The 22,761-nt window shown below is 70.4% G+C and carries 23 protein-coding genes and 1 riboswitch; of the genes, 14 read left to right on the forward strand and 9 right to left on the reverse strand.

Features of this window, described 5'->3' with window-relative positions:
• Positions 1 to 30: 30 nt before the first annotated feature.
• Positions 31 to 1,554 carry a glycine betaine/L-proline transporter ProP gene (proP, locus tag IG78_RS0130180; protein ID WP_030568834.1) on the reverse strand — a complete coding sequence of 508 codons (1,524 nt, stop codon included), beginning with the start codon at positions 1,552 to 1,554 and terminating at the stop codon, positions 31 to 33.
• A gap of 204 nt (positions 1,555 to 1,758) precedes the next feature.
• The gene (bcp, locus tag IG78_RS0130185) at positions 1,759 to 2,226 is read right to left on the reverse strand and encodes a thioredoxin-dependent thiol peroxidase (RefSeq protein ID WP_030568835.1); all 468 of its coding nucleotides are present in this window, start codon (positions 2,224 to 2,226) and stop codon (positions 1,759 to 1,761) included.
• A gap of 155 nt (positions 2,227 to 2,381) precedes the next feature.
• On the opposite strand from bcp, the gene IG78_RS0130190 reads away from it, so the two are divergent.
• From IG78_RS0130190 to IG78_RS0130200, 3 genes are all read left to right on the forward strand, one after another.
• The gene (locus tag IG78_RS0130190) at positions 2,382 to 2,708 is read left to right on the forward strand and encodes a DUF3618 domain-containing protein (protein WP_030568836.1); all 327 of its coding nucleotides are present in this window, start codon (positions 2,382 to 2,384) and stop codon (positions 2,706 to 2,708) included.
• Between the two features lie 97 nt (positions 2,709 to 2,805).
• Complete coding sequence (locus IG78_RS0130195) at positions 2,806 to 3,108, forward strand: GroES family chaperonin (protein ID WP_106967814.1); 303 nt, start codon at positions 2,806 to 2,808, stop codon at positions 3,106 to 3,108.
• Between the two features lie 137 nt (positions 3,109 to 3,245).
• Positions 3,246 to 3,309, forward strand: a riboswitch (guanidine-III (ykkC-III) riboswitch).
• A 29-nt stretch (positions 3,310 to 3,338) separates the two neighbouring features.
• Positions 3,339 to 3,659 (forward strand): DMT family transporter, encoded by a 321-nt coding sequence (locus IG78_RS0130200; protein WP_030568837.1) that lies wholly within the window; start codon positions 3,339 to 3,341, stop codon positions 3,657 to 3,659.
• Positions 3,660 to 3,716: 57 nt separating this feature from the next.
• On the opposite strand, the gene IG78_RS0130205 is transcribed toward IG78_RS0130200, so the two are convergent.
• Positions 3,717 to 6,674 carry a transglycosylase domain-containing protein gene (locus tag IG78_RS0130205; protein WP_404827806.1) on the reverse strand — a complete coding sequence of 986 codons (2,958 nt, stop codon included), beginning with the start codon at positions 6,672 to 6,674 and terminating at the stop codon, positions 3,717 to 3,719.
• Between the two features lie 225 nt (positions 6,675 to 6,899).
• Between IG78_RS0130205 and IG78_RS50700 the strand changes: the two genes are divergently transcribed.
• The 4 genes from IG78_RS50700 to IG78_RS0130230 are packed head-to-tail and all read left to right on the forward strand — an operon-like array spanning position 6,900 to position 10,483.
• Positions 6,900 to 7,721, forward strand: a complete 822-nt coding sequence (locus tag IG78_RS50700; protein WP_030568839.1) for an ABC transporter permease — start codon at positions 6,900 to 6,902, stop codon at positions 7,719 to 7,721.
• Positions 7,714 to 8,604 carry an ABC transporter permease gene (locus IG78_RS0130220; RefSeq protein ID WP_030568840.1) on the forward strand — a complete coding sequence of 297 codons (891 nt, stop codon included), beginning with the start codon at positions 7,714 to 7,716 and terminating at the stop codon, positions 8,602 to 8,604. Before IG78_RS50700 ends, IG78_RS0130220 begins: the two co-directional genes overlap by 8 nt.
• A 7-nt stretch (positions 8,605 to 8,611) precedes the next feature.
• Positions 8,612 to 9,691, forward strand: coding sequence for an ABC transporter ATP-binding protein (locus IG78_RS0130225; RefSeq protein ID WP_225882347.1), 1,080 nt, complete (start codon positions 8,612 to 8,614; stop codon positions 9,689 to 9,691).
• A gap of 9 nt (positions 9,692 to 9,700) precedes the next feature.
• Entirely contained in the window at positions 9,701 to 10,483 is a 783-nt protein-coding gene (locus IG78_RS0130230; protein WP_078965820.1) for a DUF1707 domain-containing protein, read from the forward strand.
• Between the two features lie 77 nt (positions 10,484 to 10,560).
• Here the strand turns inward: IG78_RS0130230 and IG78_RS0130235 are convergent, their stop codons facing one another.
• Positions 10,561 to 11,892 (reverse strand): SGNH/GDSL hydrolase family protein, encoded by a 1,332-nt coding sequence (locus tag IG78_RS0130235; protein ID WP_030568843.1) that lies wholly within the window; start codon positions 11,890 to 11,892, stop codon positions 10,561 to 10,563.
• Positions 11,893 to 12,271: 379 nt separating this feature from the next.
• On the opposite strand from IG78_RS0130235, the gene IG78_RS0130240 reads away from it, so the two are divergent.
• The 5 genes from IG78_RS0130240 (at position 12,272) to IG78_RS0130260 (ending at position 16,805) form a co-directional block, all read left to right on the forward strand.
• Positions 12,272 to 13,570 (forward strand): DUF445 domain-containing protein, encoded by a 1,299-nt coding sequence (locus IG78_RS0130240; protein WP_051853052.1) that lies wholly within the window; start codon positions 12,272 to 12,274, stop codon positions 13,568 to 13,570.
• A 249-nt stretch (positions 13,571 to 13,819) separates the two neighbouring features.
• Entirely contained in the window at positions 13,820 to 15,490 is a 1,671-nt protein-coding gene (locus IG78_RS0130245; RefSeq protein ID WP_030568845.1) for a hypothetical protein, read from the forward strand.
• Between the two features lie 21 nt (positions 15,491 to 15,511).
• Positions 15,512 to 16,033 (forward strand): hypothetical protein, encoded by a 522-nt coding sequence (locus IG78_RS0130250; protein ID WP_030568846.1) that lies wholly within the window; start codon positions 15,512 to 15,514, stop codon positions 16,031 to 16,033.
• A gap of 11 nt (positions 16,034 to 16,044) precedes the next feature.
• Positions 16,045 to 16,557 (forward strand): nucleoside deaminase, encoded by a 513-nt coding sequence (locus IG78_RS0130255; RefSeq protein WP_078965821.1) that lies wholly within the window; start codon positions 16,045 to 16,047, stop codon positions 16,555 to 16,557.
• Complete coding sequence (locus IG78_RS0130260) at positions 16,554 to 16,805, forward strand: hypothetical protein (RefSeq protein WP_225882348.1); 252 nt, start codon at positions 16,554 to 16,556, stop codon at positions 16,803 to 16,805. The genes IG78_RS0130255 and IG78_RS0130260 overlap by 4 nt, the downstream gene beginning before the upstream one ends.
• A gap of 37 nt (positions 16,806 to 16,842) precedes the next feature.
• Here IG78_RS0130260 and IG78_RS0130265 read toward each other — a convergent pair whose 3' ends face one another.
• A complete protein-coding gene (locus tag IG78_RS0130265; protein WP_051853058.1) occupies positions 16,843 to 17,850 on the reverse strand; it encodes a GlxA family transcriptional regulator in 1,008 nt (335 codons plus the stop codon).
• A gap of 113 nt (positions 17,851 to 17,963) precedes the next feature.
• Between IG78_RS0130265 and IG78_RS0130270 the strand changes: the two genes are divergently transcribed.
• Positions 17,964 to 19,358 (forward strand): MFS transporter, encoded by a 1,395-nt coding sequence (locus tag IG78_RS0130270; RefSeq protein ID WP_404827807.1) that lies wholly within the window; start codon positions 17,964 to 17,966, stop codon positions 19,356 to 19,358.
• Positions 19,359 to 19,509: 151 nt separating this feature from the next.
• Here the strand turns inward: IG78_RS0130270 and IG78_RS0130275 are convergent, their stop codons facing one another.
• Genes IG78_RS0130275 through IG78_RS0130280 form a run of 3 tightly spaced genes read right to left on the reverse strand, consistent with a single transcriptional unit; the run spans position 19,510 to position 20,937 of the window.
• On the reverse strand, positions 19,510 to 19,824 hold the full coding sequence (locus tag IG78_RS0130275) for a hypothetical protein (RefSeq protein ID WP_030568851.1): 315 nt from the start codon (positions 19,822 to 19,824) through the stop codon (positions 19,510 to 19,512).
• 39 nt (positions 19,825 to 19,863) lie between these two features.
• Positions 19,864 to 20,082, reverse strand: coding sequence for a DUF397 domain-containing protein (locus IG78_RS46475; RefSeq protein WP_078965822.1), 219 nt, complete (start codon positions 20,080 to 20,082; stop codon positions 19,864 to 19,866).
• A gap of 9 nt (positions 20,083 to 20,091) precedes the next feature.
• Complete coding sequence (locus tag IG78_RS0130280) at positions 20,092 to 20,937, reverse strand: helix-turn-helix domain-containing protein (protein WP_030568852.1); 846 nt, start codon at positions 20,935 to 20,937, stop codon at positions 20,092 to 20,094.
• Positions 20,938 to 21,155: 218 nt separating this feature from the next.
• On the opposite strand from IG78_RS0130280, the gene IG78_RS0130285 reads away from it, so the two are divergent.
• Positions 21,156 to 21,881, forward strand: coding sequence for an ATP-binding protein (locus tag IG78_RS0130285; RefSeq protein WP_063760814.1), 726 nt, complete (start codon positions 21,156 to 21,158; stop codon positions 21,879 to 21,881).
• Here IG78_RS0130285 and IG78_RS46480 read toward each other — a convergent pair.
• Positions 21,820 to 22,587, reverse strand: coding sequence for a hypothetical protein (locus IG78_RS46480; protein WP_051853053.1), 768 nt, complete (start codon positions 22,585 to 22,587; stop codon positions 21,820 to 21,822). The genes IG78_RS0130285 and IG78_RS46480 overlap by 62 nt on opposite strands.
• Positions 22,588 to 22,761: the final 174 nt, after the last annotated feature.

Genomic DNA, 22,761 nt, shown 5'->3' on the forward strand with positions numbered 1-22,761 from the left:
ATGGCCGCCCGGCCGAAGCCGCCCGGGGAGTCAGAACTTCGGGACCGCGGCCTGCGCCTCCACCAGCTCGGCCGCCTCCTCCTTGCTCTCCACCGACGGCGGGGATCCGTTGAGCGGCTGCTGGGCGGTCTCCTTCAGGCAGGCCACCGCGACGATGCCGACGAGCGCGGCCGCCATGGCGTAGTACGCGGGCATCATGTCACTGCCCGAGACGCTGATCAGCGCGGTGATCACCAGCGGCGCCGTACCACCGAACAGCGAGGCGGAGACGTTGTAGCCGACCGAGAGCGAGCCGTACCGCACCGGTGTGGGGAACAGCGCGGGCAGCGTCGCGGACATCGTGCCGAGCAGGCACACCAGCGAAAGGCCGAGCATCAGCATGCCCGCGGAGACGGCGACCAGGGCGCCCTGCTTGATGAGCAGGAAGGCCGGGATCGACAGGACGAAGAAGCCGATCATGCCCGCCATCAGGAGCGGCTTGCGGCCGTAGCGGTCCGACAGGACACCTACCCGGCTGATCACCAGCATCAGGACCAGCATGGTGCCGATGAGGATCAGCAGGCCGTGGCTGTCGTCGTAGCCCAGCTCGTCGGTCAGATACGTGGGCATGTACGACAGGAGCATGTAGTGGGTGATGTTGTACGCGCCGACCAGGGCGACGCAGAGGATGAGCGACGGCCAGTAGTGGCGGAAGATCTTCGCCAGGTCGCCCTTGGCTGACGTCTCGACGGCGGAGGCCGCCTCGGTCGCCGAGTGGTACGTCTGGTCCTCCAGCTTCTGGAACGCCGGGGTCTCGTCGAGGCGCAGCCGCAGATAGAGACCGACAAGACCGAGCGGGCCCGCGACCAGGAACGGGATCCGCCAGCCCCACGACTCCATGGCGCCGTCGTCGAGCAGCGTGGTCAGAATGGTGACGAGCCCGGCCGCGCCCGCGTAACCGGCGAGCGTGCCGAACTCCAGGAAGCTGCCGAAGAAGCCGCGCCGCTTGTCCGGGGCGTACTCGGCGATGAACGTCGAGGCGCCGCCGTACTCACCGCCCGTGGAGAAGCCCTGCACGAGGCGGAAGAAGATCAGCAGTACCGGGGCCCAGAAGCCGATGGTGGCGTAGCTCGGGACGAGGCCGATGGCGAAGGTGCCGATCGCCATGAGGATCATCGTCAGGGCGAGGACCTTCTTGCGGCCGACCTTGTCGCCCATCGGACCGAACACCATGCCGCCGACCGGCCGCACCAGGAACGACACCGCGAACGTGGCGAACGACGAGAGCAACTGGACCGTGTCGTTCCCGGAGGGGAAGAAGACATGACCGAGGGTGACGGCCAGATAGCTGTAGATGCCGAAGTCGAACCACTCCATGGCATTGCCGAGTGACGCCGCCTTCACCGCCCTGCGTACCGCAGCTTCGTCGGTCACCGTGATGTCGGTGCGCCGCAGAGGCGGGTTCCGGCGCCGTCTGACGGCCCGGAACAGGGTGCGGTGACGTTTCACCGCCTCGGGGTCGGCGCCGGGATGCGCGGTGGCCTCGGGGTCGGCCTGATGACTGCTGGCCGCCATGGCCCTGGTCCTTTCGCTGCGGGGTGATTCTCGGGGCCCTGCGGACAGGGCCCCTCGCAACGCTTGCTCGAACTCCGCGATCGCAAACGGAAGCCCCCGGAGAGGGGGGCTTCGTCACATTTTGCGGCCACGGGCAGCGACTGGCCCGGCGGCCCACCGGCGGCCGGACCGGCGGCCCGACCGGCGGCGAAAGCGCGCGGTACCTCAGACGCCCAGGTCCCTGATGATCTTCGCTACGTGCCCGGTCGCCTTGACGTTGTAGAAGGCGTGCTCGACCTTGCCCTCCTCGTCCACGACGACCGTGGAGCGGATCACACCGGTCACGGTCTTGCCGTACAGCTTCTTCTCGCCGAAGGCGCCGTACGCCTCAAGGGTCTCCTTGGCCGGGTCGCCCACCAGCGTGACCTTGAGGTTCTCCTTCTCGCGGAACTTCGCGAGCTTCTCCGGCTTGTCGGGGGAGACCCCGATGACGTCGTAGCCCGCGGCGGCGAGCACGTCCAGGTTGTCGGTGAAGTCGCAGGCCTGCTTGGTGCAGCCGGGGGTGAGCGCGGCGGGGTAGAAGTACACGATGACCTTGCGGCCCTTGTGGTCCGCCAGGGACACCTCCGCGCCGTCCGCGTCGGGCAGGGTGAAGGCGGGGGCGGTGTCCCCGGGCTGCAGTCGCTCGCTCATTTCCGGTCTCCTCGCACGGCGCGCACGGGGGCGCACACGCATAGGGGTGTGGTGACGGGGTCGAGCGTAATGGGGGTGCCGCGGGGTGCGGCGCGGGCGAAGCTGACAGACTGTGGATCGACCAGTGCACGACACACACCCACGGAGGCAGCGCCGTGTCGGATGCGGATGCCAGGACCCCTGCGCAGATCGAGGCGGACATCAAGCGCCGGCGCGAGCAGCTCGCCGAAACCCTCGACGAGATCGGGGTGCGGGTCCACCCGAAGACGATCGTCGGCGACGCCAAGGCCAAGGTCGCCTCGAAGGTGGACCACACGCTCGGCCGTGCCTACGTCGGGGCGAACCGTCTCGTCTCCGACGTGAAGGGCCAGTTCGTCGCGGAGAGCGGCGAGCCGCGCCTGGAGCGGATCGTGCCCGTGGCCCTGCTCGTGGTGGGCGTGGTCGGGCTGCTTACGGTGGGCACCAAGCGCCGCAAGGCCTGACCCAGGGGCGTACAGGGCGCTCGCGGGCAGGTAGGTTCGGGGCGTGAGCGCCAAGACATCTGAACCAAGCACCCACGACGACAAGCTGCCGATCCGGATGCTGCACGACCGCGTGCTCGTGCGCCAGGACACCGCGGAGGGCGAGCGCCGCTCCGGCGGCGGCATCCTGATCCCCGCGACCGCGGCCGTCGGCAAGCGGCTCGCCTGGGCCGAGGTCGTCGCCGTCGGCCAGAACGTGCGCACGGTCGAGCCGGGCGACCGGGTCCTGTACGACCCGGAGGACCGGGCCGAGGTCGAGGTGCGGGGCGTGGCGTACGTCCTGATGCGCGAGCGCGATCTGCACGCCGTGGCCGCGGACCGCTTCGAGGGCTCCGAGGACTCGACGGGCCTGTACCTGTAGGAAGGTCCTGGGGGAAGACCCTGGGGAAAGGTCCTGGGAGAAGGCCCTGGGGGAAGGTCCTGGGAGAAGGCCCTGGGAAAGGTCCCGGGGAAGGTCCCGGGGGCTGGTGACCATCGTCACCAGCCCCTTCTCCATGCCCCTTGCTACCGTGGAAGCACCCGACGAGACGCGCCGTACCGGGATCCGCAAAGACGACGCACCCCTGAAGTCCACTTTTCGGAGGTGCCGTCATGGCCTGGGTCCTGCTTGTCGTCGCCGGTCTGCTCGAGGTCGGCTGGTCGATCGGAATGAAGTTCACCGACGGGTTCACCCGCCTGTGGCCGAGCGTGTTCACCGGCGCGGGCATCGTCGCCAGCATGGTGCTGCTCTCGTACGCCGCGAAGACCCTGCCCATCGGCACGGCCTACGGCGTGTGGGTCGGCATCGGTGCCGCCGGAGCCGCGGTGGTCGGCATGGTCGCGCTTGGCGAGCCCACCACCGCCGCCCGGATCTTCTTCGTCTGTCTGCTCCTGGTGGCCGTGGTGGGCCTGAAGGCGACGAGCGGTCACTGAACGACGAAGGGGGCCGGGGCCGCATCGGCCCCGGCCCCCTTCGGGCTGCGGAACGGTTCAGTCCCGCCCGCCCCGCCCGGGCGTCGTTCCCTCCGTGAGCCCGCCGAGGGCACCCTGGCCCTGCCCGCCGCCGTCGGCGGCGCCACCGTCCGCGGCACCCCCGTCGGCCGCGCCGCCGTCCGCCGTGCCGTCGGTCGGCCCCTGGGTCTGTCCCTGCGTCGGCCCCTGGGTCTGCCCCTGGTCCTGGCCCTGCGTCTGGCCGCCCTGGCCGGGGCCGCCGGTCGGGCCCTGGTTCTGCCCCTGGGTCTGACCGCCCTGGTCAGGACCGCCCTGACCGCCCTGGTCGGTGCCGCCGTCCGCCGCGCCGCCGTCGGTGGTGCCCCCGTCGGTGCCGTCCGTGCCACCGTCGGTCCCGTCCGTCGTGCCGCCGGTGTCCTCGTCGGTGCCGGGGTCCTCGGGGCTGCCCGACGGGTCCGGGGGCGGCACGTCCGCGCCGGGCTCGAGCTCCAGGTCGAACTCCTTGACCGGCTTGCCGTCGAGGGCGTCCTTGGTGAACTGCGCCCAGACCTTCGCCGGATAGCCGCCGCCGTTGATGCGCTGCTCACCGAGCGCCCCGTACAGCGGCGTCTGCTTGGCCGTCTCCGGGTCGGCGCCCATGATGGCCACGACCGTCGCCAGGTCCGGGGTGTAACCGGCGAACCAGGCCGCCTTGTCCTCCTCCGCCGTACCGGTCTTGCCGGCCGCGGGACGGCCCGCGGCGAGCGCCGCCGTGCCGGTGCCGGAGTCGACGACGCTGCGCAGGACCGAGGTCGTGGTGTCGGCGGCCTCCCGGCTCACCGCCGTCTTCTCGCCCCGCTCCGGCAGCGTGACCTCCTCGCCGTTCTTGGTGACCTTCTCGACCATCGTGTACGAGCCGTGCTGGCCGTGGTTGGCGAGGGTCGCGTAGGCCTGCGTCATGTCGAGCACGGACGCCGTGGACGGGCCGAGCGCGATGGACGGGGACGCGGTGAGGTCCGGGGTCTTCTCCGGCACGCCGAGCGCGACCGCGGTGTCCTTGACCCGGTCGGAGCCCACGTCGACGGCCATCTGCGCGTACACCGAGTTCACCGACTTGTCGGTGGCCTCGCGCACGGTGATGTCGCCGTACATGCCGTCGTCCTCGTTGGCGGGCGCGTACGTGCCGCCGTCCCAGCCCTGCACGGGACGCTTGTTGTTGCCGTCGTAGACGGTGTTCGGTGTGATCGGCTGACCGGCCTGGGTGACCGAGTCGTTCTGCACGGCCGAGGTGAACACGAACGGCTTGAAGGTCGAGCCGACCTGGTAGTCGCGGCGGGTCGCGTTGTTGACGAACTGCTTGGTGTAGTCGATGCCGCCGTACATCGCCACGACCTTGCCGGTCGCCGGGTCCACGGAGGCACCGCCCACCCGCACGTTCCGGTCGATCTTGCGGGCCTTCTTGTCGACCTTCGACATCACCTGGTCGTCGACGGCCTTCACGAAGGCGTCCTGCCGGGGCTTCTGCAGGGTCGTCGTGATGCGGTAGCCGCCCTTGTGGAGGTCGTCCTCCTCGATGATCCGGTTGTCGATGAGGTAGTCCTCGACGGCCTTGACCACATAGCCGCGCTGCCCGGACAGGTCCTGGTTGCCCTTGGCCTGCTCCGGCATCGGGAACTTCTGCTGCCGCTCGGCGGCGGGCAGCCAGCCCTCCTTGACCATGCCGTTCAGGACGTAGTTCCAGCGGCCCATGGCGTTCGGCTTGTTCTCCGGGTGGGCCACCACGTCGTAGGCGTTCGGGGCGTTCACCAGCGTGGCGAGGTAGGCGCCCTGGCCCACGGTGAGGTCCTCGACGTCCTTGCCGTAGTACGCCTGGGCGGCGGCCTGCACGCCGTAGGCGTTGCGGCCGAAGTAGCTGGTGTTCAGATAGCCCTCGAGGATGTCGTCCTTGCTCACCTCGCGGTCCAGCTTGATCGCGATGAAGAACTCCTTCACCTTGCGGGAGACGGTCTGCTCCTGGCCCAGGTAGTAGTTCTTCACGTACTGCTGCGTGATCGTCGAGCCGGACTGCTTGCCCTTGCCGGTGACGGTGTTGTACGCGGCGCGGAGCATCGCCTTCGGGTCGACGGCGGACTCACCGTAGAAGTCCCGGTCCTCGGCGGCGAGCACGGCGTGCTGCACATGCTTGGGGACCTTGGACAGCCGCACGTTCTCGCGGTTCATGCCCTTGCTGTCGTCCCTGGCCAGCTCGGTGCCGTCGGCGTACAGATAGACGTTGGCCTGCTTGGTGGCCGTGGCGTTGGCGGGCGGGATGTCGATGAGCAGATAGCCCGCGGCGAACGCGCCCACGCACAGCAGGACCACGAAGATGAACCCGCCGAGGACCATGCGCCACGTCGGGAAGAGCCGCCGCCAGCCCTTGCGCTTGGGCCGCTTCTTCTTGCCCTTCTTGCCGTTCCCGCCCTTCTCGCCGGGCACGGGGGCGTCGGCGGCAGCGGCGGCCGCGGCCCCAGGGGTGCCGCCGGGGCCGCCATCGGGCTCACGGGACGCCCACTGCGGGCGCCGCTGCCCCTGACCACCGGGGACGGGCCTGAGCTGCTGGGTGGAGGGGTCGGGGGCGGGGTGCGCGGAGGCGGCGGCGCCGGACGCCGCACCAGCCCCACCAGCCGCACCGGACGCTGCACCAGCCCCACCCGCGCTGCCCTTGCCGCCGACGGGCCGGAGCCGCTGCGTGGCCGGGCCGTCCTTCGGAGCCGTCGGGCTGTTGTCCGGAGCCCCAGGGCCGTTGCCCGGAGCCGCCGGACGGTTCTCCGGGGTGGCGCGGCCGCCCTTCGGGGCCGTGGGCCTCGGGGGGATGGGCCCCTTCGGGGCGGTGGGGCCCTGAGCGGGGTCACTCGGCCGAGGGGCACGGCTTCCGGGGCCGTCGGCCGGCCCGCTCTGCCGGGCGGCGGGTTCCCCTCGCCGGGCGGCGGGCTCTTCCTTCCCGTCGCCCAACTGCCGCTGTGGCTCGTCGCTGCTCATGTCTCGCGGAACTCCCGGTTCGCGTCGTACACCTCGTACGCCTCATACATCCAGTACGCCTCGTACGACCCATTGCACACTGCCACGCACACCTTCCCGACCAGGGACGCACCGCGGCCGAAATTGCCTGGCACGGGCGGACCCGTCCGCACTAGGCTCCTGCGCTTCGGTCCGGGACGGGCCCGGGCGCGGTGGCCTGGAGCGGGACGAGGCTCTCTGAAAGGGATGTGCGTGAGATCAGGACGGTTCCGCCTGTACGCGGCCGTCGCCGGGGGCAGCTTCCGGCGATACGCCACGTACCGGATCGCGACCTTGGCCGGTGTCTTCACCAACACTGTCTTCGGAGTGATCCTGACCTACACCTATATTGCCCTGTGGGACGAGAAGCCTGGACTTGGAGGATACGACCAGGCGCAGGCTCTCACGTACGTGTGGATCGGCCAGGCCCTCCTGACCACGGTCGCGGTGATGGGCGGCGGCTTCGAGGACGAGCTGATGGCGCGCATCCGCACCGGTGACATCGCCATCGACCTGTACCGCCCTGCGGACCTCCAGGCGTGGTGGCTGGCGGGGGACCTGGGCCGGGGCGCGTTCCAGTTGCTCGCGCGGGGTGTGGCGCCGATGGCGTTCGGCGGGCTCTTCTTCTCCCTGGCCCTGCCGGGCGACGCCTTGACGTGGCTCGCGGCGGCGGTCGCCGTGCTGCTCGGGGTGCTCGTCAGCTTCGCGCTGCGGTTCCTGGTGGCGCTCAGCGCCTTCTGGCTCATCGACGGCGCCGGTGTGGCGCAGATCGCGTGGCTCGCCAGCATGTTCTTCTCCGGGATGCTCCTCCCGCTGAACGTCTTCCCTGGGGCGCTCGGCGAGATCGCCCGCGCCCTGCCCTGGTCGGCGCTGATGCAGGTGCCCGCCGATGTCTTCCTCGGCAAGCGCACGGGCATGGACCTGCTCGCCACGTACGCGTTCCAGGCCGGATGGGCCGCCGTGCTGCTCGCGGGCGGGCGGCTGCTGCAGTCCGTGGCGACGCGCAGGGTGGTGGTGCAGGGTGGCTGAGCCGACGCTGCGGGACGGGGCGGCCCGCGACGCGCCCTCCGGGCTCCGCGACGGCACCGCCGAAGGACCACTGGCCCGGGCCCTGGACGGCCTGCGCGCCTACCGCATGATCAGCGCGATGTGGATCCGCTCCACCATGGCCTACCGGGCGTCCTTCGCCATGACGGCCCTCGGCAACTTCGCGGCCACGGCCCTCGACTTCGTCGCGATCCTGCTGATGTTCTCCCAGGTCGACGCGCTCGGCGGCTACCGTCTCGCCGAGGTCGCCTTCCTGTACGGCGCGGCGTCCACCGCCTTCGGCCTCGCCGACCTGGCCATCGGCTCCATGGACCGGCTCGGCAGACGGGTGCGCGACGGCACCCTCGACACCCTCCTGGTACGCCCCGCGCCGGTGCTCGCGCAGGTCGCGGCGGACCAGTTCGCGCTCAGGCGCCTCGGCAGGGTGACACAGGGCCTGCTGATCCTCGGGTACGCCCTGTTCGCCCTCGACCTCGCCTGGACGCCCCTCAAGGTCCTGCTGATCCCGCTGATGCTGGTGAGCGGCGCGGGCATCTTCGTGGCGGTCTTCATCGCGGGCGCGGCCTTCCAGTTCCTCGCCCAGGACGCCTCCGAGGTGCAGAACGCCTTCACCTACGGCGGCAACACGCTCCTGCAGTACCCGCCGACCGTCTTCGCCAAGGACCTGGTGCGCGGCGCCACTTTCCTGGTGCCCATCGCCTTCGTCAACTGGCTGCCCGGCCTGTACGTGCTCGGGCGCCCCTATCCGCTGGCCCTGCCGACGTGGGCGGCCTTCACACCGCCCCTGGTGGCCGTCGCGTGCTGCGCGCTCGCCGGTCTCGCCTGGCGCGCGGGCCTCCGCTCGTACCGCAGCACAGGAAGCTGAGCACACCATGGACAGCACCAGCGACAGCACGAGCGACAGCACCAGGGACAGCACGAGTGACATCACGAGTGACATCACGAGGGACATCACGAGTGACATCACGAGGGACATCAAGGACGACCCGGACGCCGACTTCATCGCGCTCGACGGCGTCGAGAAGGTCTTCGACGTACGCAAGAAGACCGGCTTCCTGCGCCGTGAGCGGCACCAGGTGCGTGCCGTGGACGGGATCACCTTCCGGGTGCGGCGCGGCGAGATGGTCGGCTACATCGGGCCGAACGGCGCCGGGAAGTCCACCACGATCAAGATGCTGACCGGCATCCTCACCCCGAGCGGCGGCCAACTGCGGGTCGCGGGCATCGACCCGGCACGCGAGCGCACCCGCCTCGCGCGGCGGATCGGCGTGGTCTTCGGGCAGCGCACCACGCTGTGGTGGGACCTGCCGCTCATCGACTCGTACCGCCTGATGCACCGCATGTACCGCATCCCGGACCGCCGGTACGCCGAGAACCTGGACCGCTGCGTGCAACTCCTGGATCTGGGCGCCCTCCTGGACGTGCCCGTGCGCCAGCTCTCGCTCGGGCAGCGGATGCGCGGCGACATCGCGGCGGCGCTCCTGCACGACCCGGAGGTGCTGTACCTGGACGAGCCGACGATCGGCCTGGACGTGGTCAGCAAGGCCAAAGTCCGCACCTTCCTGCGCGACTTGAACACCGAATCCGGCACCACCGTGCTCCTGACCACCCACGACCTCACCGACATCGAGCAGTTGTGCCGCCGCGTCATGGTCATCGACCACGGGCACCTGATGTACGACGGTCCGCTCGCCGGTCTGCACGAGGTGGGCGAGAGCGAACGCACCCTCGTCGTCGACCTGGAACGCGAACTTCCGCCCCTGGAGGTCGAGTCGGCGCGGGTCGTGAAGGTCGAGGGCCCCCGGCAGTGGCTGGCGTTCCCCGCCGCCGCGTCGGCCGCGCCGCTCGTCGCCGCGGTCGCGGCGCGCTACCCGCTGGTGGACCTGTCCGTGCGGGAACCCGACATCGAAGCGGTCATCGCCAAGATGTACGCGGACCGGGTGACCTCGTAGGCTGCCGACATGACGGACGCCGAGCCCACGCCGCCGCGCCCCGAAGGGCCGGACTCTCCCACCGCTCCCGCCCCGCGCCCCGCCGACCTGACCCCCGCGGCGCCGGGTTCCGCCGAGCTGAGCCACGACCGGCTGCGGGCATCCGACGCCGACCGTGAGCGGGTCGCCGACGCGCTCCGCGAGGCGCTGGCCGAGGGCCGCCTGGACATGGAGGAGTTCGGCGAGCGCCTGGACGCGGCCTACCGGGCCCGCACCTACGGCGAGCTGAGCCCCCTCACCCATGATCTGCCCGCCGCCCTGCAGCCGGGGCCCAGGATCTCCATGGCCAAGCGGACCACGGACGACGACGGCTCCCTGGAGATCGACTGGTCCGAGCGGGTCGTCGGCGGTGAGCCCTCGTCCACCGGGGCGGTCGCCATCTGGGGCGGCTTCAACCGCAAGGGCGGCTGGACGATCGGGCGGCTCTTCACGTCGTTCGCGATGTGGGGCGGCGGCGAGATCGACCTGCGCGAGGCCCGCTTCGCCGACCGGGACGTCGTCATCCGCTGCTTCGCGCTCATGGGCGGCATCCACGTCACCGTGCCGCCGGAGCTGAACGTCACCGTCAAGGGCTTCGGGATCATGGGCGGCTTCGACGACGACGCGACGGGGGTGGGCACACCCGGCTCACCCCGGGTCGTCGTCACCGGGTTCGCCCTGATGGGCGGGGTGGGGGTGGACCGGAAGCTGCGCAAGGAGGAACGGCGTGCGCTGCGGGCACAGCGCCGCGAGGAGCGCCGCCGGTTGCACTGACCGTGCCGGTGGCTGCCCTGCGCCCGTCCGGCGATCCGGAACCAGGACACTGCCCGCCCCCCCGGCCGACGCAGCGGCTAAAGCTCCGCGTCCGCCGAACCCCGCAGGTCGGACGGGTCGAACGTATGTGCCATGCGCCGGAAGCCTTCGTCGCTGGGGTGCAGATGGTCACCGGAGTCGTACCGGTCGAGGAGAGACCGCGGGTCGTAAGGGTCGCGAAGGGCCTTGTCGAAGTCGGCGACCTCGTCGAAGACCTTCCCGGAGCGGATCTCGGCGTTCACGGACTGCCGCACACGCTCCCGGGCGGGCGAGTACCCCCGGTGCCCGCCGAAGGGCATGAGCGTCGCCCCGACCACCCGCAGCCCGCGCGTGTGCGCCTGCCGGGTCAGCTCGCGCAGCCCGTCGGTGATGCGGCGGGCGTCGGTCTCCTGGTCGCGCAGGACGTCGTTGACGCCGAGGGCGATGACGACGGCCTTGACGCCGGTGCGGCTCAGCACGTCGCGGTCGAAGCGGGACAGGCCGCTCGGGTTGGCGCCGGGCCCGCCGCGCCGCCCCGGCCGCCCGTCGGACAGGACGCGGTTGCCGCTGATGCCCTGGTTCACGACGCTGTAGCGCGGCGCGCCCGCCTCCTCGCGGAGCCGGGCGGCCAGGCCGTCGGTCCAGCGGCGGTTGGCGCCCATGGTGGAGGAGATGCCGTCGGTGATGGAGTCGCCGATGACGACGACGGTGCCCTCGGTCTCGTTGCTGAGCACGTCGACGGCGGAGAGGTAGCGCCAGTAGGGGCTCTGCTCCTGGTACGCGGCCCCGCTCGGGTCCTCGGTGCGGTCGCCGTCGGCGACGTACGAGATCTGCCGGGCGTGCGGGTGGTACGTCACGGGCCCGGAAGCGGCCGGGGAGAAGGTCGTGACCAGCAGGTCGGCGTCGTGCGGCACGCGCAGCCCGGCGGCGTCGCTCACGATCTGCTGCCCCGGCGGGATCACCACCGAGGTGTCGCCGCGGAAGGTGAGGCGGCGCAGCGTGCCGACGTCGGCGGCCGGGTTGTTCGAGGCGACGGCCACGGCCACGGAGGCGTGGGTGACGGTGAGCGGCTGGGTGCCGTACAGGTTGGACAGGGTGATGCGGGCGCTCTCGCCGCCGACGCTGGTGTGCACCACGTTGCGTACCGAGCGGCCCGCCATGCCGCGTTCCTCGGTGCCGGGTTCGGCGCCGGCGGGGGAGGCGGACCAGGTGGCGACCCAGGTGCCCGCGGAGGCCGGTGCCGCGGAGTTCCGGGGGCCCGCGGAGCCGGCACCGAACTGGTCTTTTCCGTCCCCGCCGGTACCGTTGACGCCGACGTATATGGCGGCCGAAACGACCACTATGACCGCGAGCAGGGCGGCCAGCAGTGCATAACCGTGACGCTTGGTCATGCGGGCTGTGTCTCCTCGGGCAGGGGGAGCCCGAGGCTCCGGTGTGAACACCCCATGATGCGTCATGGGCCGGGAGCGGACCGACACTGCCCCCTCCGCTCACTCAGACGCCGGGAACTTGTGGTTCGTTCCGGGAGTAGGACTGGAGGAGGCGACGCGTACGGGGTACGCGTACGGAGAATGCTCACTGAGCGATCAGCGACACGCGCGATGCGACATGGATGAAGACGGGGCGCCAGGCATGGAACGTACGAAGACGGCGGGGGCTGTCGGCACCGGTGGCGGTCCGGCTGTGCCCGGTGACGGCGGTGCGGGCGGGCCCGGCGGTGGCGGTCCGGGCGGGCCCGGTGACGGTCCGGTAGGGCCCGGTAACGGTCCGATGGGGCCCGGGGGCGGTCCTATGGGCCCCGGCGGGCCCGGTGGCTTCAGTGCGGCCGACGCGGAGAAGCAGCGCGGCGTGCGCCGGATGAAGCTGACGGCGACGGGCCTGCTGCTGTTCGTCGCGGTCGTGTACGTACTCGCGAAGTGGGCGCAGAACACCGGCGCGGGCGCCTGGGCCGGATATGTCGCGGCGGCGGCCGAGGCGGGCATGGTCGGCGCGCTGGCCGACTGGTTCGCGGTGACGGCGCTGTTCCGGCACCCCCTCGGTATCCCCATCCCGCACACGGCGATCATCCCGAAGAAGAAGGACCAACTGGGCGCCTCGCTCGGCGACTTCGTGGGCGAGAACTTCCTCTCCCGGACGGTGGTGCGCCAGCGCCTGCGCGCCGTCGGCATCGGCAGCCGCCTGGGCACCTGGCTTGCCGAGCCCGAGCACGCCGACCGCGTGACCGCCGAACTGGCCACGGCACTGCGCGGCGCGCTCACCGTCCTGCGCGACTCGGACGTGCAGGCCGTGGTCGGCGAGGCCATCACGCGCCGCGCCGACGCCCAGGAGATCGCCCCCGGCATCGGCAAGATGCTGGAGAAGGTGGTCGCGGACGGCGGCCACAAGCGGGTCGTGGACCTGGTCTGCGTACGCGCCCACGACTGGCTGATCACGCACGGGGACTCGGTGATGGTCGCCGTACAGGGCGGCGCCCCCGGCTGGACCCCGCGCTTCGTGGACAAAAAAGTGGGAGAACGCGTCTACAAGGAACTCCTCCGCTTCGTCACCGAGATGCGGGACATGCCCGAGCACCCCGCCCGCGGCGCCCTCGACCGCTTCCTCACCGACTTCGCCTCCGACCTCCAGTCCGACACGGACACCCGCGCCCGCGTGGAGAACCTCAAGCGCGACGTGATCGCCCGCCCCGAGGTGCAGGACCTGATCGCGTCCGCGTGGTCGGCGGTCCGCCAGATGATCGTGGCCGCCGCGGAGGACGAACGCAGCGAACTCCGCCTGCGCGTCCGCGCGGCCCTCCTCTCCCTCGGCCAACGCATGGCCACCGACACCCGCCTCCAGGAGAAGGTCGACGGCTGGGTCGAAGGCGCGGCGGTGTACGTCGTGACGACGTACCGCAACGAGATCACGTCCCTCATCACGGACACCGTCGCCGGTTGGGACGCCGAACACACCTCAAAGAAGATCGAGGCCCACATCGGGCGGGACCTACAGTTCATCCGGATCAACGGCACGGTGGTGGGGGCGTTGGCGGGGGTGGCGATCTATACGGTCTCGCGGGCGCTCGGGGGGTAGCCGGGCCCCCGGGACGCGCCCCGCTCGTCGTGACCGACCGATGGACGCATCGACCTCGAGGCACGGGCACGGGCCGAGTTCGTCACCGCCCTGCGGGAGTTGCAACGGCCCTGCCCCCGCGCTTGTTGGCAACTACCGTCACTGCTGACAAGGTTGCTCGAACAACACCAGCTCGAGCGGCGGGGGCGGAGGGGGATGGGACATACGCGGCGGCGCGCGGCGCTGGCGGTTGGAGCGCTCGCTCTAGCCGTGGCGGCGTGGGTGTTTCCCGTCAACGTGGACGACGCCGTCGACGCCACTCAGTTCACCATCGCCTTCTTCGCCACTCTCCTCACCGGCGAAGCCGTGATCTTCGCGCTCTCCTTCTCCGCAGCCAGTTCATGGCCTTCTCTACGGGCCATCGACAGCCATATCGCCTTCCGGGAGTGGGTGCTCGCCGGGTGGGTCGCCGCGATGTTCACCGCAGGCGGGCTGTTGTGGCAGAGCGAGCGAAGTACGACGTACGGAGCACTGCTGTTTCTGCTGGCCAACTGCTTCGGAATCTTCTCCTTCGTCCGGCTCTTCGGGCTCGCCAGCGTCGGCGGGCGCAATCGGCTGCTGCGGCGGACTCTCTCCCTTGGGCTGACCGAACTCCATGTGCGTCAGAGCTCAATGAACGAGGAGCTCAGCGACGACCCCGTCGTATCCGCCTATCTCGGCGCGCTCGACCAGGTCATCAGTAGCAACGACCCGAACGGCATACGCAACCTCGTTCTGCAACTCACCGGCATGAACGTGCCCGCACCCGCCAACGAGGACGCCGCCGCCCTCCATCTCGAGGTGCTTCACCGGCTCTGCAGGGCGGCGCTTGTGCGCGGTACCGATCCCGTCGTCGTGGTCGGATGCGCGGAATCGATCGTGGAGTCCTTGGTACGTCAGGTCCGGGCGCTGCCCGATCCTGCTGTCGCGCTGGGTGAGGCTTCCCGCTATCTGGCCTGGCTCGGCAGTACGGCAACCCTCATGTCCCACCGCGGCATCGCCTCCAAACGCGCCGCGCGAGAACTCGTGGCCCTGTGTGTCGCCAGCCGGCGCCTCGTACTGCGCCAGGCCGATCCGGATCCTGTCTCGGTCAGCAGCTCTGCCGATATGGGCTCCGTCTTCGACAACCCGGCCGCGATGGTGCTGTGGGCAAGGGATTTCACGGAGTACCACGGGTCCGATCAGGCGGGAGCCTTCTATGGCGTCCATCAGTTCCTCACCGGGCAGAAGTTCCTGGGCAACTACTGGGACGGCGCATCCGTGCTGAGCGAGACGCGGACCTCCCTCTACGGCGGTCCGGACACCCCTCCTACTGACACCCCGGAAGCGCGCGCCTCCCGCGAGCTCTTCGGTTCGGTAGTCGAGTTCGACCGCTACTGGGCCCTCGTCTCCGTCAATGCTTTCGCGACCTTGCGCGATGTCCGGATCGCTCACCCTCCGGAGCTCGTCAGGCCCGAGTTCACTCCGGACCCACAGCTCCTGGGAGCGTACTTGCGCACCTTCGCCAGCCATCGCTGGTTCAGCGACGCCGGTAGCGCCCAGCGGACGCTGGGCACTCTCATGGTGCGTGCCGATGGGCCCGACTCGCCCTGGTCCCTGGCCCGGGCGCGTACGGATCGGTCGCTCATCCGCACCCCCGCTCCGCGGAGCGAACCACAGGACAGGCCTGCCGCCATGGTTCTCGCCGTCGCCGCCCGGCTCGCGCCCCTCGCGCCCGGCGAGCCCGACGAGGAACTTCAGGCCTTCCTCGCGGGCCTCTCCACTCCGGCGCTCAAAGCTGCCGCCGGGCTCGCGGCTCGCGTCCTCCCCGGCGCCGACGGGGTGGACGATCCGCGGGCAGCCGTAGCCTGCGGACTGCGAGTCCTGCAGCTCGTCGGTGGGCACACGAGGATGACGACGTGAACGAGAAGGAGAGGGGCCGCAGTGGATGAGGAGCAATGGGTCACAGCGGTCTCCCGCATCAGTGATCCCGGTGTGCGTGCCGCGCTCGTCGTCCAGTGCGGCCTCGGCTGGGTACGGCCCCACAGGCTCGACCTCCGCAACGCCGTTGACGAGGCCCTCATCAATGCCCAGTCACGTGAGGGCGCTCCACCGCAGATCACCCGTGTCCTGCTCCACAATCTGCCTGCCGCCGTCGGCGACGGCCCCGAAGGAGAAGCCATGGTGCGCTCCTTCGCCGAATGGAATCACCGGCTCGCCGCTTCCGCCGCCCTGCTGTCCGTGCCCCCTCCGCGAGTCGAGCGCCTCATCATCGAAGGAAGCGAAGCAGGCGCTTCCCTGCCGGATATGGTCGATGTCCTGGTGGACGGCCGCTGGTCCGATGCACCACGCACCGAGGCCGTACTGCGGATCGTCTCAAGCCCCGGCATCACGACGCCTCTGACCAGCTATGACGTGGACCTGGACGGGCCGTTCAGCGATGCGGATCCGTCGATACACATGTGAGGGAGAACCCGTTGCCTTACGCCCCGGAGAGTGAGAAGGACCGCAAGTTCCTCGAACAAGCCATCGCCATCTCCCGCCACGCACTCGATGATGAGGGCAAAACACCCTTCGGTGCCCTGGTGGTGGTGGACGGGGAAATCGTAGGCACGGGCACAAGTTCCGTGGTCGAGCTGTGTGACCCCACCGCCCACGCCGAGATCATGGCCCTACGCGACGCGGGCCGCAGCCTTGGCCGCCACCTGATGGAGGGCGCCGTGATGTATTCGAGCAGCGAGCCGTGCCCGATGTGCCTCACCGCCTGCTACTGGGCCCGGATCTCCCGTCTCGTGTACGCGGCGACCAGTCACGACGTCGCGGACAATGGCTTCGAAGACCTGCAGTACTACAGAGAGTTGGCTCTGCCGAACGGCGAACGCCGACTGCTGGACGAGGTGTCCGTCGAGGGCGAGCTGCGCTCCACCGCGGCCGGTGCCCTCTCCGAGTGGGCGGCCGCACTGCCGTTCCCGGTGGAACCGAAGCTTTGATCCGTAGCACGCGTCACCCAAAACGCCCCCTCGGCGGAGCCGTACTCGCCCTCGCCGGGGCCGCCGCCGCGAAGGAGTGGCGGCAGCAGGCCGGGGCGAGTACGGCCGCCGCGCTCAGCGCCGCGTATGTCGCCGGGTTCGCCGGGTCGCACCCCCTCGCGAAGAAGGTCGGCGCCTGGCCCGCCGTGCTCGGGGTGGCGGGTGGCGTGGCGCTCGCGTCCTGGCTGGCGGTCGACCGGCGCGGCTGACCTCGGCCCTGCGTAGCTGGCCCCGGGCGACAGATGGCTACCCCCGCCCCCGGAACGTAGCCCGATAAGCCCCCGGCGACACCCCCACCCCCGCCTGGAAGTGCGCCCGCAGCGACGCCCCCGTACCGAAGCCGCACTCCGCCGCGATGCGGTCGACCGTGTGGTCGGTCTCCTCCAGGAGCTGGCGGGCGCGGTCCACGCGGCGCTGGGAGAGCCACTGCACCGGAGTCAGGCCCGTCTCGTCCCGGAAACGGCGGCTGAAGGTACGTACGCTCATCGACGCCTGTGCCGCGAGTTCGGCGAGGGTCAGCGGGTCGCCGAGGCGGGTCAGCGCCCATGCCCGGGCCGCGCCCGTCGACGTCGACTCGGGCTCGGCCACCGGGCGTTGGATGTACTGGGCCTGGCCGCCCTCCCGGTGCGGCGGCACCACCGTACGGCGGGCGACCGCCGCCGCGACCGCCGCCCCGTGGTCCCGGCGGATCAGGTGCAGGCACAGGTCGACACCGGCCGCTTCCCCCGCCGACGTCAGGACGGCGCCCTCGTCCACGTACAGCACATCCGGATCCACCGTGACGGCGGGGAAGGCGCGCGCGAACAGGTCCGTGGACAGCCAGTGCGTCGTCGCCCGGCGCCCGTCCAGGAGGCCCGCCGCCGCCAGGACGAACGCGCCCGTACAGATCGACGCGACGCGACGGGCCCCGGCGGCAGCCGTCACCGCCGCGGCCAGCGGGGCGGGCAGTTTCCCGGGCCGCAGCCCCTCGTCCTCGCGGTGCGACGCGGGCACGATCACAGTGTCCGCCTCCGCGAGGACCTCGGGCCCGTGCGCCGCCCGGATGGGGAAGTCCGCGTCCGTCTCCACCATGCCGGGCGTGAGCGCGCAGGTCAGAGGCCTGTAGAGCGGGGCTCCCGCGGCGTCGCGCGCGTTGCCGAACAACTGGTGTACGAGGCCGAGTTCCATCGGCAGGACGCCGTCGCGTACGAGTACGGCCACGGTGGCGGGGGGCTGGTGGGGCTCCGGTGGCCCCTGCCGCTTCGCTGATGCCATGGCCAGATACTTGCACACCCTGGCCATCTGGCCACTCGTCGTGACGGACGCACCCGGCGGACGCTCGACGTATGCGACGTATGCGAAAAGCGAGTGCCGACGTGAGCGCCGACGTGAGCGCTGACGTGAGCAGGAGCGCGACCGGCGGAACCTGCACCCCCACCTGTTCGAGGACGGCCACCCGCACCCTCCCGGGAACGAGCCCGGAAGCGAGTCGGGGGACGAACCCGGAAGCGAGTCGGCGGACGAGCCGGGGGACGGGGATCGTCACCCCCTGGACGGTCGCCGCCGTCGCCGCCCTCGCGATCGTCGCCGCAGGCACCTTCACCACCCTCGCGGGACTCCTCGTCGGGCCGCTGCACGCCGAGCTCGGCTGGTCGCGAGGGGTGATCGGGGTCGGGAGCGCGGTGCACATGGTCGTGTACGGGGCGACCGCGCCGTTCGCCGCGGCGCTGATGGACCGCTTCGGCATGCGGTACGTCACGACGGGCGCCCTGGGCCTGGTCGGCGCCGGGGCCGTGCTGACCGCGACCGCTATGACCGAGGCCTGGCAGTTCGCGCTCTACTGGGGCGTGCTGGTGGGCCTCGGCAGCGGCGCCACCGCGATGGCCTTCGCGGCCGTCGTCACCGAGCGGTGGTTCGTGGCACGGCGCGGCCTGGTCACGGGCCTGCTCACGGCGGCGAGCGTGGTGGGGCAGTTCGTGTTCCTGCCGGTGCTCTCGGAGATCGTCGGACGGTACGGGTGGCGGGCCGCGGCGCTCACGCTCGCGGGGGCGGCCCTGCTCACCGGGCCCCTGGTGTGGCTTGTGCTCCGCGACCACCCGGCGGACGCGGGGCTGTGCCCGTACGGGGCCGCGGAGTTCGTACCCCGCCCCGCACCGGTCACCGGAGCGGCACGACGAGCCGTACGCGTACTCCTGCGCTCGGCACGCACCGGCCCCTTCTGGCTGCTCGCCGGGACCTTCGCCATCTGCGGGGCCTCCACGAACGGCGTGATGTGGACGCACTTCACGCCCGCCGCGCACGACCACGGCATGGCGACGACGGCCGCCTCCTCGCTGCTCGCGCTCATCGGGATCTTCAACGTCGCCGGCACGGTGGCCTCCGGCTGGCTCACCGACCGCCGGGACCCGCGACGCCTGCTCGCCGCGTACTTCGCGGTGCGCGGGGTGGCACTGCTCTCGCTCCCGCTGCTGCTCACCGCCACCGTGCAGCCACCGCTCGTCGCCTTCGCCGTCGTCTTCGGCCTGCTCGACGTGGCGACGGTGCCGCCGACGATCGCACTGTGCCGCGCGCACTTCGGCCCCGACGCCGCCGTCGTGTTCGGCTGGGTCAACTCAGCCCACCAGGTGGGCGCGGGCACCGTGGCCTTCCTGGGCGGGGCGGCGCGGGATGCGTTCGGGTCGTATGACGTGGTGTGGGTGGGGACGGCTGCGTTGTGTGCGGGGGCGGCGTTGCTGTCGCTGACGCTCACGCTGCGGGGTGGTTCGGCTGGCGGCTGGGGGTGAGGGGCGTTGCCTCGGGCTGCCGAGGTGTGGGGCGTTGCTGCTGGCCCGCTGAGGGTGCGGGGCGCTGAGGGTGCGGGGCTTTGCTTCGGGCTGCCGAGGGTGCGGAGCGCTGCCGCGCCTCTCCGCTGTCAGCTACGGCGGTCTCCCACCATCAGCTACGGCGGTCGACAACCGCCCAAGAGGCGAGCGCCACGCCACCGGCCACGCCGAGGACGGCGGGCCAGGCGCCCACCTTCTTGGCCAGCGGATGCGAGCCGGCGAACCCTGCGACATACGCGGCGCTGAGCGCGGCGGCGGCCTTCCCACCCGCGACCTCATGCCATCGCCGCGCGGCGATGGCTCCGGCGCCGAGCAGTACGACTCCGCCGAGCGGCCGCTGCTTGGTGAACCGGGCTACGGCATACCCGCCGGTGAGCCCAGCGGCCGCCATCACGGCCGCCGGTACCTTCACCGTCACGTTCGCCATGCTTGCCTCGCTTTCATCCGGTCAGGGAGGGACCTGCCGCTATGGTCCGAGCCTAACGCTCGGTTGCGAGAGGCTTGCGAGGAAGCCGGACCATGCCTCTGGCGGGACAGCCAGGGGGCGGTGTGCGGGGGACTTCGAGTCCCGTATGAGCACGGTGCGTTGTGTGACGGCTACCTCAACGCATTCTGTTGCGTTGGCTCCGCTGTACGACGACTTGAACCAGCGGCCGTGGGGGATCGGGCGGGTGTTGGCGGGCATCACAACTCCTTACAACTCCTTGCGGACGTCCTGCATGAGCGCGGAGGAGGCCTCCATGTCCAACGCTTGGGCGCGAAGGTAGTCGAACGCAAGTCTGTATCGCTCCAGTTCGCTCTCCTGTTCCAGGAACAGAGATCCCGTGTGGTAGTCGACGTATACGACATCGAGCGACGGCTCGGCGCCCCCGATGATCAGGAAGCTGCCCATCGCGGCACCATGCGCACCCTTGGAGAACGGCAGTACCTGGAGGGTGATGTGCGGAGACTCGTTGGCCTCAAGCAGTCGGCTCAACTGTTCTCTCATGACCGCTGGCGAACCGACGATACGTCTGATCACCGACTCGTCGAGTACGGCCCACAGGTGCGGCGGTGCCGCCCGCCGCAGTATGTCCTGCCTCCGCATGTGGATGTCCACGAGGCGTTCGATCTCCGTCGGCGCCAAGCGGACCTCGTTGGCCTGCTGCAAGGCCGTGCTGTAACTACGGGTCTGCAGAAGGCCGGGGACGTAGACACAGGAGAAGTGATCTTCCCGTACTGCCTCGTCCTCCAGCGTCAGCAGGAGGTTCATGGTCTCGGGAATCGAATCAGCGAAAGGCCTCCACCAGCCCTGTTGCCTGGCGTCCTTGGCGAGACCGACGAGCGCGTTCTGCTCCGCGTCACTCGCATCGTATGCCCGGCAGAGTGCCTCCACGACGAGCCATTTGACCGGCCCTTCTCGTGTTTCGTACCGGCTCACGGTTGCTTTGGACACACCGACGCACAGCCCTGCCTCCTCAAGCGTCATGCCCTTGCGAGCGCGCAGCTTGCGCAGGGTCGCCCCCAACTGGCGGCGTCGGGTCGTAGCCCTCGCTGGCACGTTCGGATACCTCCTTGGCGGAGCGGGGCCGGGTGCCCGCGGGCGGCAATCAGGTTATGCGTGGTGGGAGTTGGCGGCGGACGGATTCACTCGATGGATTCCCGTGAGAAGTTACACAGCGAGACTTCTCTGTGCCATGCTCGCGGCAGTTCGCTACGCGGTGCAGTCGTGTGGACACGGCGGGCGCAGCGCTGCGTGGCTCGGGAGGGAGTCTCTCCATGTCTATGTACGAACAGAGCGCACGGGGGCTGCGCTGCGTCCTGCCGTTTGAAGCGGCGCCGGCGGAATTGTCGCTGCTCCGCGAAGCGGTGAAGCGCAACCTGGAGCAGTGGGGTGCGCAAAGCGTCACCGATGAGGCCGAACTGGTCGCCACCGAGCTGGCGACGAATGTCATCAAGCACGTGGGAGCAGGGGCTGCCGCGACGCTCGTCCTTGAGCCGCGGGAAGACCGCCTGCGGGTGGAGGTGCATGACAAGAGTCATGTTGTGCCGACTCTGCGGATGATCTGCGGGGAAGAGGAGTGCGGACGCGGCCTGCACCTGCTGGCCGCTCTGTGTGAGGAGTGGGGCACTGTCCTTGAAGCCACCGGTAAGGCGGTGTGGTGTGAACTCTCCCTTGAGCCGGCGCGGGTGTGCATGCGGGGGCGACGCGCCGTGATGGTTCTTGAGGAGTACCGGCGCGTGGCCGGCGCGATTTCGGCGGCGCCGACCTTTGCGGTGCTTGAGGAGTCGGTTACCGACGTGATTGCCGACCTCCTCCACTGGCTCGTAGCGCAGGGAGGGGACCCGGACGAGATGCTCGGCCGGGCGCGGATGCACTTTGAGGCGGAAGCGGAGGCGGATGTGGAGGCGGATGAGCCGCCGGCGCGGGTAGAACCCGGGGCTACCCGGCAGCGTGGATGGCGCCCAACAAGGCTTGAGCATCCTGGGGCTGACCCTCGTTGAGCAAGGCCACGGCAGTGCTAATGGACGCCTGGATGTCATGGCGTTTCGCGGCAGCACTGAGCATGGCCTCGACCCCATCCTCCGCTCCGGCATTGCGGAAAGCCGCGACCGCACTCGGAAACTCGCACGGCTCAAGGCTGGTGCCCATGGTCCAAGCGATGAATTGAGCGTCACGGAACCGGCCTGCCGTCACGTGGCGGGCGTAGTCGGTGATGTCGGCGGCATACTTTTCGCCGGTGAGGTGCCGGTCCCCTCGCTGGTGGGGGACCGGCACCCCGGACCGTGCTCCGAGAAGTGCCGACCTTCTGCGGGTGCGCAGCCTGTGGCTCTTGCGAGCCCGGAGTCTGGCCTCAAGAGCCGGCTCTCGCAGCAGGTAATCGAGGAAGCCCGCAGCCGTGCCTGGATCCGTCTTCTCTACTGTTGCGGCCGCACGCAGGGCGAGCAGGTGCGCGAGAGTGTGCGGCAACGGCCTGCCCTGCTCACGCGCCCTGCTCTCTAGGACCTTGTAGATACGCTCCACCGGTCCGGGCTTCTTCGGTACGCGCTCGGCCTTGTAGCAAGAGATGCTGGACAGCCCCACGCCTGTCTCTCGCGCGATCACCTTGTGAGGGATGCCTGCGGCCTCAATGGTCTCGCTGAAGGCAGCGAAGAACTTCTCCCTGATGGAGCCGCAGTGGGAGCTACCGCGGGCGGATCTCTCGGCCATGCCAGCCTTCCTGCAGATGCTGGGAGTTCGCGTAGACCCTCCATAGTGCTCGGCCCGCCCACAAGTTGAATAGCTCTTCTGGCGATTGCGGCAGTGCAGCATCTTGCACTGCCGCAATTCCGTGTCCGGGCTGGATTCCGGGAGCACTCCTGGGCCAGGGTTTCTGGTGGCTGG

The sequence above is a fragment of the Streptomyces aureocirculatus genome (genome assembly GCF_000720475.1).
Lineage (GTDB): Bacteria > Actinomycetota > Actinomycetes > Streptomycetales > Streptomycetaceae > Streptomyces > Streptomyces aureocirculatus.